Source organism: Paracoccus cavernae, from assembly GCF_042430175.1.
GTDB lineage: Bacteria > Pseudomonadota > Alphaproteobacteria > Rhodobacterales > Rhodobacteraceae > Paracoccus > Paracoccus cavernae.
Genome location: NZ_JBHMDZ010000009.1, coordinates 109,484 through 123,530, shown reverse-complemented (window position 1 = coordinate 123,530; position 14,047 = coordinate 109,484). Strand labels below are relative to the sequence as shown.

General features: G+C 64.0%; 11 protein-coding genes and 1 pseudogene. 4 read left to right on the top strand and 8 right to left on the bottom strand.

Going from position 1 to position 14,047, the window contains the following annotated elements; translation table 11 throughout:
• Both ACFFUC_RS09020 and ACFFUC_RS09015 read right to left on the bottom strand, forming a co-directional pair.
• Positions 1-437 (bottom strand): annotated as a pseudogene (locus ACFFUC_RS09020) (hypothetical protein); the annotation flags it as partial.
• Between the two features lie 199 nt (positions 438-636).
• Complete coding sequence (locus tag ACFFUC_RS09015; RefSeq protein WP_377685520.1) at positions 637-2,217, bottom strand: lysine--tRNA ligase; 1,581 nt, start codon at positions 2,215-2,217, stop codon at positions 637-639.
• 112 nt (positions 2,218-2,329) lie between these two features.
• Between ACFFUC_RS09015 and ACFFUC_RS09010 the strand changes: the two genes are divergently transcribed.
• Positions 2,330-2,752 (top strand): tellurite resistance TerB family protein, encoded by a 423-nt coding sequence (locus ACFFUC_RS09010; RefSeq protein ID WP_377685518.1) that lies wholly within the window; start codon positions 2,330-2,332, stop codon positions 2,750-2,752.
• Here ACFFUC_RS09010 and ACFFUC_RS09005 read toward each other — a convergent pair.
• The 6 genes from ACFFUC_RS09005 to ACFFUC_RS08980 form a co-directional block, all read right to left on the bottom strand.
• A complete protein-coding gene (locus tag ACFFUC_RS09005; RefSeq protein WP_377685516.1) occupies positions 2,723-4,261 on the bottom strand; it encodes a D-alanyl-D-alanine carboxypeptidase in 1,539 nt (512 codons plus the stop codon). The genes ACFFUC_RS09010 and ACFFUC_RS09005 overlap by 30 nt on opposite strands.
• A 25-nt stretch (positions 4,262-4,286) precedes the next feature.
• Positions 4,287-4,904 carry a nicotinate-nucleotide adenylyltransferase gene (locus tag ACFFUC_RS09000; protein WP_377685514.1) on the bottom strand — a complete coding sequence of 206 codons (618 nt, stop codon included), beginning with the start codon at positions 4,902-4,904 and terminating at the stop codon, positions 4,287-4,289.
• Positions 4,905-4,997: 93 nt separating this feature from the next.
• On the bottom strand, positions 4,998-6,137 hold the full coding sequence (locus ACFFUC_RS08995) for an OpgC domain-containing protein (RefSeq protein WP_377685513.1): 1,140 nt from the start codon (positions 6,135-6,137) through the stop codon (positions 4,998-5,000).
• Entirely contained in the window at positions 6,134-8,236 is a 2,103-nt protein-coding gene (gene mdoH, locus ACFFUC_RS08990) for a glucans biosynthesis glucosyltransferase MdoH (protein WP_377685511.1), read from the bottom strand. The genes ACFFUC_RS08995 and mdoH overlap by 4 nt, the downstream gene beginning before the upstream one ends.
• A gap of 90 nt (positions 8,237-8,326) precedes the next feature.
• Positions 8,327-9,907: an OpgD/OpgG family glucan biosynthesis protein gene (locus tag ACFFUC_RS08985; protein ID WP_377685510.1), complete on the bottom strand. Its 1,581-nt coding sequence runs from the start codon at positions 9,905-9,907 to the stop codon at positions 8,327-8,329.
• Between the two features lie 222 nt (positions 9,908-10,129).
• Entirely contained in the window at positions 10,130-10,981 is an 852-nt protein-coding gene (locus tag ACFFUC_RS08980) for a hypothetical protein (protein WP_377685508.1), read from the bottom strand.
• Between the two features lie 125 nt (positions 10,982-11,106).
• Here ACFFUC_RS08980 and ACFFUC_RS08975 point away from each other — a divergent pair, with 125 nt between their 5' ends.
• Genes ACFFUC_RS08975 through ACFFUC_RS08965 form a run of 3 tightly spaced genes read left to right on the top strand, consistent with a single transcriptional unit; the run spans position 11,107 to position 13,553 of the window.
• Positions 11,107-11,547, top strand: coding sequence for a PepSY domain-containing protein (locus tag ACFFUC_RS08975; RefSeq protein ID WP_377685506.1), 441 nt, complete (start codon positions 11,107-11,109; stop codon positions 11,545-11,547).
• On the top strand, positions 11,544-12,206 hold the full coding sequence (locus ACFFUC_RS08970) for a response regulator (RefSeq protein WP_377685504.1): 663 nt from the start codon (positions 11,544-11,546) through the stop codon (positions 12,204-12,206). Before ACFFUC_RS08975 ends, ACFFUC_RS08970 begins: the two co-directional genes overlap by 4 nt.
• Positions 12,207-12,209: 3 nt before the next feature.
• A complete protein-coding gene (locus tag ACFFUC_RS08965) occupies positions 12,210-13,553 on the top strand; it encodes a sensor histidine kinase (protein WP_377685502.1) in 1,344 nt (447 codons plus the stop codon).
• Positions 13,554-14,047: the final 494 nt, after the last annotated feature.

Sequence of the window (14,047 nt, the reverse complement as noted above, 5' to 3'; positions counted from 1 at the left end):
GCATCGCGCTCGAGCACCCGCGCATCGAGCGCTTCCACCGTGTTCAGCGCGACATCGAGACCGGGATCCGAGAGCAGGCGCGGACCGGCATTCGCCAGCGTGGCATCATCGAGGATGACGCGCATGCCAGTGGAGGTCATGGCATATCCCGCGATCCGCACACGCGCCAGATTGCCCGCAACCGCCTTGACCCGTGTCGAGATGCGCAGATAGGTCCCCGGCGACAGCGGCGTGCGGCGCATATAGCGCAGCGAGGTCGGCTCGGCCTGTTTGAGGATCTCGAGGCAGGTGCCGAAATCCTCGTCCGCCGGAACGATTGCCGCATTGGGCGCGCCCGCCCAAGTCTGCGTGCCGGCGGTCCCGTTACCGCGCGACCACAGATTGAGCCCGCCCGCAAAGGCACGCGGCATCAGCGCGGCATTTCCCGAAATGGCCATGATGTCTTCTCCCCTTGTCCAGCCGCAGGACGATGCCCGCGCGTCGGAGGGGAAAGTGGCAAGACGGCGTTAACCTTTGATTAACCATGCGCACGCGCAACGGCTGCCGCGCAACATCCGCGCGGGAATGGCGGCGGGACAAAAGACAATGCCCCGACCGTCGGTCGGGGCATTGCAAAACAATCTCGCTTGTCCGCGATCAGGCTGCGAGCTCGCCCGCCAAGGCTTTCTCGATCAGCGCGCGGGTCTCGGACACGCCGTAAAGCGCGATGAAACCGCCGAAACGCGGGCCTTGGTCGGCACCCAGAAGCACCTGATACAGCGCCGAGAACCAGTTGCGCAGCGGCTCGAACCCGTGCTCGGTACCGACGGCAAAGACCATGGTCTGAAGCGCTTCGCCATCGACCGGCGCATCCCATGCCGCCAGACGGCCCGCCAGATCCTCGAGCGCGCTGCGCTCCTGATCCGTGGGGGCGCGGAAGCTGCGGGTGGGCGCCACGAAGTCCTGGAAGTAGCGCAGGGCAAAGCCTGCCGCCTGATCCAGCGCCGGATTGCTCTCGGGCGTCGCATCGGGGGCGTAGCGGTTGATGAACCCCCACAGGCCTTCCTTGCTGGTCGCACCGGCGACCGAGGCGAGGTTCAGCAGCATCTGGAACGGCACGACCATATCCGAGGCGGGCACATTGCCGCCGTGGATGTGCCAGACCGGATTGGCGAGCTGCTGGTCGATCGTCTGGGTCGGATAGGCGCGCAGCTGCTGGTGGTATTCGTCCACCGCTTTCGGGATCACGTCGAAATGCATCCGCTTGGCGGTTTTCGGCTTCTGATACATGAAATAGGACAGGCTTTCCGTCGAGGCATAGGTCAGCCATTCGTCGATCGACAGGCCGTTGCCCTTCGATTTCGAAATCTTCTGCCCGTCCTGATCGAGGAACAGCTCATAGGTGAAATGCTCGGGCTTCCTGCCGCCAAGGATCTCGCAAATGCCGTCGTAGATCGGCGTATTGGTCGAGTGGTCCTTGCCGTACATCTCGAAATCGACATCGAGAGCGGCCCAACGCGCGCCGAAATCGGGTTTCCACTGCAGTTTCACATTGCCGCCGGTGACGGGCAGCGTGGTCTCGGTACCGTCCTCGTCGTCAAAGGTGATCGTGCCGGCTTTGGCATCGACATTCTTGATCGGCACATAAAGCACGCGGCCCGAGATCGGGCTGATCGGCAGGAAGCAGGAATAGCTCTGCTGGCGCTCTTCGCGCAGGCTGGCGAGCATCACTTTCATGATGTCGTCATAGCGCTCCGCCGCTTTCAGCAGCGTCGCGTCGAATTTGCCCGATTTGTAGAAATCGGTCGCGCTGATGAATTCGTACTCGAAGCCGAACGTATCGAGGAAGCGGCGCAGCATGGCGTTGTTGTGATCGCCGAAGCTCGGATATTCGCCGAAAGGATCGGGAACCGAGGTCAACGGCTTTTGGATATTGGCATGCAGCATCTCCTGGTTCGGAACATTCTCCGGAACCTTGCGCATCCCGTCGAGGTCGTCCGAGAAACAGAACAGACGCGTCGGAATATCCGAGATGATCTCGAAGGCGCGGCGGATCATCGTCGTGCGCGCGACCTCGCCGAAGGTGCCGATATGGGGCAGACCCGAGGGACCATAGCCGGTCTCGAAAAGAACATAACCCTTTTCGGGGGCCTTCTTTTCATAGCGTTTCAGCACGCGGCGGGCCTCTTCAAACGGCCAGGCCTTGGAATTCATCGCGGCGTCACGCAGAGCGGTCATGTCTCATCTCCATCACTAATCCATCCCCCGTATTGAAACCCGTCGATATCGTCAATAATTGCTGGACGAAGCATCGGGTAAACATGGTGCGAAACGCTAAGGAATCTGACGAATGACGATCGATTTGCCCTCTTTCACGCCCTGCGATGCGCTGGTCGCCGTCATGGTCGGGGTTTCGGCCTCGGACCTGAACATGCGCACCTCCGAGCTGGTCGCCATCGAGCGGATGGTCAATCACACGCCGATCTTCGCGAAATACGACATCGACCGTATCCGCTCGATCTCGCAGACGGTGTTTTCTCTCTTCGAGGAAGAGGACGGGCTCGACGCGTTTTTCGGCCTGATCCGCGATGCTCTGCCCGAACAGCTCTACGATACCGCCTACGTTCTGGCCTGTGATGTCGCGGCCTCGGACGGCCGTCTGGGCGAGGTCGAGGCCGAAATGCTGGCCGAGATCCGCCATCAGCTCGCGATCGACCGCCTGACTTCGGCCGCGATCGAAATGTCAGCCCGCGCCCGTCACCGCATTCTCTGAGACAAGCGGCGCGCCTTCGGGCGCGTCACCCGTGCCCGCGGGCGCGGTTTGCGCAGACGTGGCCAGCCAGTTCTCGATCAGCCCCTGCTGCAAAGCCTTGGAGCGGCGCGTCCAGCCGATGACGCCATCGGGCAGCTCGCGACCCTCGTTGGCGGCGCGGCGCGCCTCGTCTCCGGTCAGGACCGCGAAGACGATCTGGCGGCCCTGCCCGTCCTGCGCATAACCCGCGAGATTCGAGACGAAATTCAACGTGCCGGTCTTGGCCTCGACAAGAATGGGGCTGTCCTTGAGCGCCTTGCCCTTGGCATCGCGCAAAGGAATATGCTTCATCAGCCCGCGCAGATCCTGGGCGCGCCCCGGTCCCGCCACGGTCTCGGCCATCATCCGCGCCGTGATCCGCGTCGCGGGCGAGAGACCGGAGTGGTCGCGGAAGGTGAACTCGCCCGTCACCCCCTGCCCGCGTAGCCAGGCGGTCATGGCCGCACCCGACTGCACCAGATCGGGCTTGCCGCTGGCGGCCAGACCCACGATCTCGGCGGTCAGGTTGTTCGAGTATTCCATCATGTCGCGCAGGATGACGCGCAGGGGCCGCGACGGGCGGCGCGCGATTTCCTCGCCTGCAGGCAGATCCGCGATCACCTCGGGCGAGGGCAGAACGAGGCCTTGCGCGCGGCAGAGCGTCTGGAAAGTATCGCCCGCGTATAGTTCGGGGCGGCGGACCGGCAGCCAGCGGCTCCCCGCCTTGCCCATCGCGCTGCGGGCGATGGTCCAGCTTTCCTTGGCGCCCGCGCCGTCATAGGTGAACAGGGGCTGCGCACGATCGGCGACACCGGCAGCAATCGTATAGGCACGCGGCGAGTGCTTGCGGCCCCGCGCCTCGAGGGTCAGCGCATAGCCGCTCTCGCCGCGCCGCCAGCCCAGATGCACGCGGTTGAAGTTCAGGATCATCCCCGAAATTGTGGGGTTATAGGTCAGATGCGCGGCTTGGCCCGGCGAGATCTCGGCAATCTGCGGCAAAGCCCCGCCCCAGACCGCGAAACGCGCGGGCGCGGGCCGACCGGCGGCCTTTTCGGCCTCGGCCGCAGCTTTGGCGAGTTCGGCCAGACCGTCGCTGTCGAGCTCGGGATCGCCGCCGCCGGCAAGGATCAGCAGATCACCTGCGCGGATCACCCGCGTCGCAAAGCGGTGCTCGGCGCCGAGCACGGATTGCGCGTAAAGCGCGGTCACCGATTTCAGCGTGCTCGCGGGGGCAAAGGGCAGATCGGCCTCGCGGCTGGCCAGAATTGCGCCGGTGGCAGCATCAAGCGCAAGAAAGGAGACGGCGCCGCCGAGATTGGCTTTGGCGATCAGCTCGTCCACGCCCAAAACCGGTGCGCTTGCCGCAGCGAGCGGCGCTGGCCGTCCGCCTTCGGGGCGCGGCCGCGGGCGCGGATCGGCCATCAGCACCCGCGGCATGGCTCCGGCGGCCAAAATTCCGGCAATCATGGCGCGACGCGACATCATCTTCATAACACACCCTTTGCGAATGACGGCCCTACGAGCGGCCGGCCTCGGGATCCTTGCGCCGCGCGGCGCGGATCGCGCTCGAGGACAGCCCGTTCAACGGCACATTGATCAACACCCAAGCGGGCGGCATTGCAAGGGGCAAGAGCCGCGCGTCCCGTTCAGGAATCCGTGCATCGGCCAGTCGCCGCGCCGCGATCGAGAATCGCGCGGGCATCCGCCACCCCGGCCGTGCGATGACGCCGATCGGAACCTGCGCGGCGATCTCCTGCCAGCGGTCCCAACGATGGAACTGCACGAGATTGTCGGCCCCCATCAGCCAGACAAAGCGCACTTGCGGATAAAGGCGGCGCAATGCGGAAATCGTATCGGCGGTCATGCGGGTCCCCAGATCGGCCTCGAGGCCGGTGACCACGACGCGGGGATCGTCGAGGATACGGCGCGCTTGCGCGATCCGTTCGGCCAGAGGCGCGGGTCCGCGGGGCTTGAGCGGATTGCCCGGGCTCACGAGCCACCAGACGCGGTCGAGTCCGAAGCGGCGCAGCGCCATATCGGTGATATGGACATGACCGGCATGGGCCGGATCGAAAGAGCCGCCCAAAAGCCCGACGGTCATGCCGGGCACGGCAACCGGAAATCCGCTTCTCATCCGCCCTCTCCTCTTGCGCTGCCGCGTGCGCCCCGGTGACGGGATGCAGGCTTTGCGTGCCGCATCCACCGTCCGGCCTCGACCGGCACCTGCTCAGCGCTGGCTCGCCTGAACCCGCTCCCACCAGCCCTTCAGCTCTTCGCGGCGCAGCCAGCTGGCCGACATCGCCCAAAGCGTCGCGATAACCCAGATGTCGATCGCCAGACGCAGCGGCATCGAATAGGAGGCATCCTTGGGCACCGTCATATCAAGCGCATCGCCGAAGATCGACAAGAGCACGCAGGCGATAAAGGCCCACAATCCGCCGCGTCCGATCTCGGCCAAAGCGCGGCCCAGAACGGTATTGGCCATCCAGTCGAAGGGGCGCGCCAAGGGCACCGCAACCAACCAACTCGCGCCAAGCACGCCGAGCAGGCGCATTCCGTCCAGCGACCATTTGTCGATCGGACCGTGGAGGATGTACAAAAGATCATGCAGCGGCTTGCCGATCGCGCCGACCTTCCAACTCAGAACGATCGCCATCGAAAAGATCGTGACGCCCCAGGCCAGCGCGGACACCCAGAAAGACCAGGGCTTGAGCCGCGCCATGATCTCCTTGCGGAAAGCTCCCATGCCGACGCCGCAGAAAAACAGCAGCTGCCAGCCGAACGGGTTGAACAGCAGGCCCGGCCCCGGACGCTGGTTGGGGATCAGCGCGTTCAAGGGCTCGGCGACCATCCAAAGCCCGATGGAGGCGATGAAGAAAGCCACCGGCCAGCGCAGCATCACCGGCACGGTCAAGGGCGCGGTCGCGATCAGCAGAACATAAAGCGCCAGCACATCGAGCAGGTTCGGCTGCATCCACATCAGCGCGACTGTCGCGATATAACCCAGCGGATTGTCGACGATCATGTTGGAATACTCGAACCAGACTGCGGTATGGTTCAGATCCAGCATGAAAAGCAGCTTCGAGAGCAGCGCCAGCGCGATCGCGCCCAAGATCAATGCGCGCCAGACCTGATAGGACCGCCGCCAAAAGCGCTTTTGCGCCGCCTCGAGCCCCTCGCGCGCCTCGACCTTGACCCAGACCAGACCGACGAGAAAGCCCGAGAGAAGCACGAAAAGCTCTGCCGCATCGAAGACCACGAAATTGGTCAGCGTCACCTGCCGCATGACCGAAATCGGCATATGGTCAAGCATGATGCAAACCAACGCGTAACCGCGCAGCATATCAAGCGAGGCGATCCGTTTCATTGCGGCAGCCGCGCCCAGGCCTCGACGAGGCCGCGCTCTTCGAGCAAAGCCAGACGTTCGTTCTGGTCGAGAAAGCCCAAAGCCTCCTCGCGGGTTTGCGCCACGGCGATCTTGGCACCTGCCGAGATCGCGCTGAGGCGCTCTGCGACAGGCCGAGCAGAGGCCGCGACCGGCAGCAGCGCAATATGGCGTTCGAGGCTGTCGCGGTCGCCGCCAAGCTTGGCATAGTCGATCGGCTGGGTCGCAAAACGGCGGGCCAGCACATTGGCCGAGGTCAGGATCTCCGGCGGATCACGCTCTTCGGGTGTCACGAGCAGGCCTTGTCGGCGCGCCCAACGGCCGAAGATCGGGCTGGCGGACCAGCGCGAGGTCAGCGGCGACAGGATCAGGCCGGCAAGGATCGGCGACAGCCAGATCAGCTGGCCGGGCGAGAGATAGGCCAGAACCAGCAGCGTGCCGACACCGGTCGCGACATGAAGCGCGTGACGGCGCAGGACCACCGACCACGGCGGGGTCTGGCCGGCGCGCACCTGCGCCTCCCAACCGCTGTCGCGGCCCTGCAGGATCTCGATGATCTGGCGGGTCTGGATCAGCATCTGCACCGGCGCGATCAGGGCCGAAAGCACGATCTCGAACAGCGCCGAGGCGAAAATCCGCGCCTTGCCACCGGAATTCTGCGCAAGGGGCCGCGCCCAAGCCCTCAGGATCGCGATGAATTTCGGCACCAGCAGGAAGCACATCGCGATGATGAACAGCCAGAGCATCCGCACCGGATCAAAGACAGGCCATTCGGGGAAAAGCTGGTAGGTTTGCGGGAAATAATCGGGGCGCGACAACAGCACATTGGCCGAAAGCGCAAGCCCAACAAGGATCATCGCCAGCCAGATCGGCGACATCAGGAAGCCGAAAACCCCGATCAGGAAATGGATGCGGCTGATCGTGGCAAATCCGCGCGCGCCGATCAGGCGCAAATGCTGGAGGTTGCCCTGCGCCCAACGGCGCTCGCGGACAGCCATGTCCAAAAGCGTGGGCGGCGTGCCCTCGAAGCTTTGGCGCAGGTCGTAATCGAGACGCACCTTCCAGCCCGCGCGACGCAGCAAAGCCGCCTCGACGAAATCGTGGCTCAGGATCGTACCGCCGAAAGGCGCCTTGCCCGGAAGGGTCGGAAGGCCGCAACAATCGGCGAAAGCCTTGACGCGGATCATCGCGTTATGGCCCCAGAAGTTGCCGCTGTCGCCCGACCATGCCGCGACGCCGCGCGCCACCGCCGGGCCATAGACGCGACCCGCAAACTGTGTCAGGCGCGCAAAGATCGTCTGGCCGCCGACCAGCATCGGCATGGTCTGGATCAGCCCCACCGAAGGATCGGCATTCATGCGCGCCGACAGCGCCTTGATCGTCTCGGCGCCGACCACGCTATCGGCATCCAGCACCACCATCTGCTCGTAACGCCCGCCCCAGCGGCGCACGAAATCGGCTACGTTGCCGGCCTTGCGCCCCTCGTTGGAATGGCGGCGGCGGTACCAGACAGGAACGGCACATATGTCGCGCAACCGGCTGATTGCGTTCATTTCTTCGATAACGCTCTCGGGTTTGCGGCTGTCCGAGATCACGAAGATCTCGGCGCGATCCTTGAGGCCCACGCGTTCGAGATCGGCGGCAAGCGCCGCCAAAAGCCCCGCCGTCTCCGAGGCCTGCTCGTGATAGACCGGCATGACGACCGCGATCTTCGCCTCGTTCGCGCCTTCGGGCGTTTTCAGCGGCGGCGCGAGGAAACCCGCGAGCATCGAGCAAAAGGAAAAGCCGACCCAGCCGAAGGTAAGCGCGAAAAGGACCAGAAGAACGCCCTGCAGGAAGGTGATATTGTCGCCGAAAACCAGCAACATTTCCTGAAAGCCCGCGACGGTGATCGCGATGGTGCCGCCAAAGGCCACCAGCCGCGCAAGGATCGTGCGCCAGCTCGGCAGGGCGACACGCGGACCCTGCGGCGGCGAGCCGCGGAAATCCTGCACGGGCATGGCCAAAGGCTGCTCTGGCGGGGTCGCGGCGTAGGCCCCGTTCCCCGCAGCGGCATCGCGCGCCGCGCCGTCGTCAAACATGTCATGTCCCAAAGCAGGCGCCTCCGTTTGGCTCTCGCCGGTCACACCTGCCCCGGCCGCTGGACGAAGATCCGTATTGGTCACGTTGTGTTACTCTCTCGCCCACCGGGCGATCCAGGTTTCGCTCAATGCTCCTTCGGGCCCGTTCAAAACCGCCGAAAGGTCAGCCAGCTTAGCATTCTCGGGGAAATATTCGAAGGAAAGACGCATGCGCCCCTGTTGGGGCATCCGGATGAGGTAATTATGCCCGATACGGCCCGCCGAGGCGCGGATCTGCGCCACCGGATCATCCGAGCCGAAAAGCGCGAGGTCGAAATCGACGATATAGGTGCGGGCATTGGCGTTGTTGATCGCCTTGCCGGTCATCGTCTCGAGCACCCGTGCGATCGGTGCGCTATCGGGGATCTGCGCGGCAAAGGTCAGCACATAGTCGAAATCATGGCGCTGGTCCTTCACGAGCTTGTCTGCAGGCTGCCAGAAGGAGACAATGTTGTCGTTGAACTCGTTTTCGACAGGGATCTCGATCAGCGAGACCGTGCCCTTGCCCCAACGGCCCTGCGGCGCGATCCAGGCGGAGGGGCGCAGGTCGTAACGCGCCTCGGCATCCTGGAAATCGTCGAAATTGCGGGCGCGCTGCGCGAGGCCGAATCCAAGCGGATCGTTGTCCATGAAGGCCGAAGCCTGCAGCGTCGAGGGCCCCGAAAGCGCGCGCCAAAGTCGCGTCTCGCTGCCGGTCAGCATCTGCAGACCGTCGCTGTCGTGCACCGAGGGGCGGTAATCGTCGATGCGCTTGCGGTCGGCGGGGCCGAACCAGAACATCGAGGTCAGCGGCGCGATGCCGACGTTGCTCAGATCGCGGCGCGGGAACAGCGAAACGCGGGTGTTGATGACCGTCTCGGCACCGGGCGAGATGACGAATTCGAAAGCGCCGGTGATGGATTTGCTGTCGAGAAGCGCGTTGATGCGCACCGAACGCTCCTGCGGATCGGGTTCGTAGATCCAGAAGCTGCGGAAGATCGGGAATTCCTCGCCCTCGGGGCTGCCGGTGCCGATGGCAAGGCCGCGCGCCGAAAGCCCGTAAAGCGTCCCGCGCGAGACGGCGCGGAAATAGCTCGCGCCCTGAAAGACCGCGAATTCGTCCATGACATCGGGACGGTTCAGGGGCGTGCGCAGGCGAAAGCCTGAAAAGCCCATGTTTCCGACGGTTTCCATATCGGCACCATCGGGGAACTGCGACGGGTCGAAATCGAACAGGCGCGGCGTGAAGGCCACTTTGGTCGCGATTCCGTTGGCCACGAGGTTGATCTCGACCGGCTCGTAGAAAATCGCGCCCGGCGGCAGCAGGTCCAGCGCAAAGGAGCGGTTTCCGGCCCAAGGGTCGCGGTCGCGGCGAAAACGGATCGCACGGTATTGGTCGTAGTTCAGATTCTCGAAACTGCCCTGAAGCTGCGAGATCGGCTGGACGTATTCGCGACCGGCATATTCCTTGGCGATCGCCGCGACATCCTCGAAATCGAAGGGCTTCTCGGCGGCAACGGCTTCGGTCGCATTGCCTTCCGTTTCCGGCAGGGCAACGGTCTCTTCCGCCGCTTGCGCAAAGGCCATGTTGCCCAAAGCCCCGCTCGCAGCGAGCGCGGCAGCAGAAGAAAGAACAAAGTTACGCCGATACATTCCGCGGACCTCATGAAGCAGCGGGTCAAAGACCGCAAGTTTGTGCGGATTTGGCATCGCTGCGCGCAAGTCGCAAGCAGTTTTCCTGCGGGGGGCAAGAGACTGCCGACGAGGAACAGCAAATCAACATAAATGTTACTATTTCAATGGAAAACGGGCGCGAAGCCGTGCTTCGCGCCCTTACCTCATCCGAAAGTCGTGGTCCGTGAACCTGCTGACGGTTTATTGGGCAGTTTCACGCACCACATCCCCCTTGGGGCCAAGCTCGAGCAGCACGGATTCGCCTTGCGGATTCGTGGCCTGAATGAGGGTCCGCGGCCCTTCGCGGGTGACGGTGCCCGGTGCGGTATAGCCCGCAGCGGTTGCGGCAGCGGCTGCGGCCTCGTCACTCAGCGCGGCGCCGCGGCGATGTTCGGGACGATCCCCGCGACGGCCGTGACGGTCATTGTCACCATGTTTGCCGCCGCGCCGGTCGCCGTGATCCCATTTGCCGTGATCGCCGCCACCAGGGCCCATATCGCCGCCGCGACCAAAGCGCATCAGGGTGCCGTCGGCCGAAAATCCGGCGCGCAGCCCTTCACCATCAGCAGCCTTGCCCATGACCATCACGCCCCGCTCGCCGGAAAAAGCGCCGGAAATCGTGGCAAATTGGCCGAAAATCTGCTGGTCGCGTACCGCTTGCGGGATCAGCGCATCACTCAGGGACTGCGGCAAAGCGCCTTCTCCCTCGACGATCGCACCGCGCAGCGCCCCGCCGTTTTCGGCATTGTCGACCATTGCCTTGAGCGTGTTGCCGTCGGCAAGCTTGCCGCTCACACGCAGCCCGCCGCGACGGTCGGTCCGCGTCGACAGGTCGCCCAGACCAAGGTCCTGCAACAGCTTCGGCAAAGCAACCGGCGCTGCCGTCTCGGGAGCGGCAGGCGTTTGGGCGGGGGTTTGTGCCGGCGCGGTTGCGGCGGGTGCCTCGTTGGTCGGCGCACCGCTTGCAGTCTGTGCCATCGTCGCGACCGGCATCCCGAGAATCGCCGTCATGGCCAGAATGGCGACACTGCCTTTGAACATTCTGCTCATCATGTTTCTTCCTTTATCGGCGGGACATCATCTGGTCCCATGCGAATCAGGTTTAGTCCAATGAAGATCAACGAAAGGCCAACCGACCATTTGGCTTTCGTTTGGAATCCACCGTCTAGAAGAAGTCCATGATCCGCAAGCTTTCTCCCCTTCTCGTCCTTGCCGTCCTGAGCGCGCCTCTGCCGCTGGCGGCCGGAGGCCCTTCCGAGAACCATCCTCCCGAGCGCTCCGATCGCTTCGACGATGATGGCTTCGACTTTGAAGAGGGCGGGAACGACGAAGGCCCCTTTGAAGGCCGCCCCCTGCCGCCCAGCTTCGAGGTCCTGCCTCTCAGCGCCGCCGCCCGCATCGTCGAAGAGCGGTTTTCGGGCAAGCTGATCGCGGCGCGCCTCGCCCCGCCGACCCCGCGCGAGTGGCATCAGGGCGTGCAGCTCGTCCACGAGTTGCGGCTTTTGACACCACGGCGCGATGTGCTGGCGATCCGCCTCGATGCGCGCAACGGCCGCTTTCTCGAGGTCGCGGGTGCGGGGCTGGCGGAAGCGCGCAAGAAGAAAGTGACGAAACCATGAAATGTCTGATTGTTGAGGATGACGCCCTGCTCTCCTCCCAACTCGAGCAAGCCATGCGCGAGGCGGGCTTTGCCTGCGACACCGCCGCGACCGGCACCGAGGGCGAATATCTCGGCTCGACCGAAAGCTATGATGTGGCGATTCTCGACCTCGGCCTGCCCGGAATGCCGGGGATCGAGGTCCTGACGAATTGGCGGCGTGGCGGCATCACCATGCCGGTGTTGATCCTGACGGCGCGCGGTGACTGGACCGACAAGGTCGCGGGTTTTCGTGCGGGGGCCGACGATTATGCGGTCAAACCGTTCCGCCTCGACGAGGTCGTGATCCGCGCGCAGACCCTCGTTCGCCGTGCCGCGGGCCATGCGCAGGCGGTGATCGCGGCGGGGCCTTTGCATTTCGACAGCCAGCTCGGCGTCTTCAGCCTGAACGGCATGGCGCTGAAACTCACCGCTTTCGAGGCGCGCATCCTGTCCTATCTCATCCATCACCAGAACCGTGTGGTCAGCCGGACCGAGCTGTCCGAACATCTCTACGATGCTGCCGCCGACCGCGACTTCAAATCGATCGAGGTCGTGATCGGCCGCCTACGCCGCAAGATCGGCGAAGGCATGATCGAGACGCGGCGCGGCGAGGGTTATGTCCTCAAAGCGGCGGCCTGAGCGATGGCTCTCCGCCTGCCCGTCGATTCGATCCGACTGCGCCTGCTGGCTCTGGCCGCCCTTCTGGTCGGCGCGGCGCTGGTCGCGGGCTACCTGACGGTCGCGGGGATCCTCGACGACTTTATCACCGACCGTTTCGACGCGGAAACCCATGCGGCCAGCGATGCGCTGATCGCGGGTGCCACGATCGACGCTGAGGGCCGTCTTGTCCCGGGCCCGCGCCCCAGCGATCCGCGCTTCGATCTGCCGCTTTCGGGATGGTACTGGCAACTGGTTCAGGACGGTCGGGTCGTGGCCAAATCCCCCTCGCTCTTCGATGCGGTGCTGCCTGTCGCCGATGCCGCCTCACAAGGCAGCCACATCCGCGGGCCGCGCGACGAGGCTTTGCGCCTGAGCCACAGCAGCTTCACCCTGCCCGACAGCCTCTCGGCACTTTCGGTCAGCGTGACCGCCCCGCAATCCGAGATCGAGGCAAGCCTCGCCGAAGTGCGCCGCCCGCTCGCGATCGCGCTGGCCGTCCTCGGTCTGGCTTTGGCCTTGGCGGTGCTGTTGCAGGTCACGGCAGGACTAAAAAGTCTCGACCGGATCGGAGAGGACATCCGCAAAATCCGCGACGGAAAGGCACAGTCGCTCCCTCTTCCGGCCGTTGCGGAAATCCGACCAATATCGATAGAAATCAATAATCTGCTTGAACAAAATAGAAAAGTTCTTGCCCGCAGCCGCGATTATGTCGGCAATCTCGCCCATTCGCTCAAGACCCCTTTGGCGGCGCTCGCGAACGGGCTGCCGCCCGATCATCCTGGACAGGCGCTGATCGCGCGGATGGACCGCCAGATCGGCTGGCATTTGCGCCGCGCCCGCAGCTCGGCCACCCCGCGACTGCTCGGCCACCGCACGCCGGTGGCCGAAGTCGTGGCTGATATTCTGATGGTTCTGCGCCGCCCGCTCGAGGATGCCGGCGTCACGACCGAAATCGATTGCCCGCCCGATCTCGTCTTCGCGGGCGAGCGGCAGGATCTGGAGGAGATGATCGGCAACCTGACCGAAAATGCCGCGAAATGGACGCGCTCGCGCCTGCGCATTTCGGCCCGCGCCCTGCCCCCTTCCGACAAGGATCGCCCCGAAGCGGAGGTACAGATCCTGATCGAGGATGATGGCCCCGGCATGTCCGACACCGACCACGCCCTTGCCCTGACGCGCGGCCGCCGTCTCGACGAGCTCGGCCCGCCGGGCGCGGGTCTCGGCCTCGCCATCGTCGCCGATCTGGTGGCGCTGCATGGCGGAAGCCTGTCCCTCGACCGCTCCGATCTCGGCGGCCTCAAAGCGGCGCTGACCCTGCCCGCCTGAGGCCGAACCAAGCCTGCCTGCATCCGGCGATTGGCCTGCCCGTGCTGTGAGGCGGAATAAGCGATTCCAACGGGTTTTGCCCGACTCGCGGGACGGAAAAACGCGCTTACGATGGCGATTGCCCTAAACCCTTATCGCCTTCCACATCCACCAATAGCGAAATTTCATATCACGACTGACGATTATCGGCACCCACATCATACGGTGCAGGCGTAGGATCTGCTCGACTTTCTTTAAGATTCTTCTTGTCGAGCCGATCGAGACGATGCTTCCTTCCGGAGCAAATCAGGCAATGGGAGATATGAATGACGTTGACCTCTGGAATACTGAAACAATCTCCAGTTATCGCCCTGTTTCTTTCGCTGGCTGCGGGGTACTGGATCGGAAAATTTTAATTCGGAAATTTCCAATTGGGCGGCGTGACGGGATCCCTTCTCGTTGCGATCATTGCCAGCCAATTGGGGTGAAGATAGACGACGGCGCCAAGTCGCTGC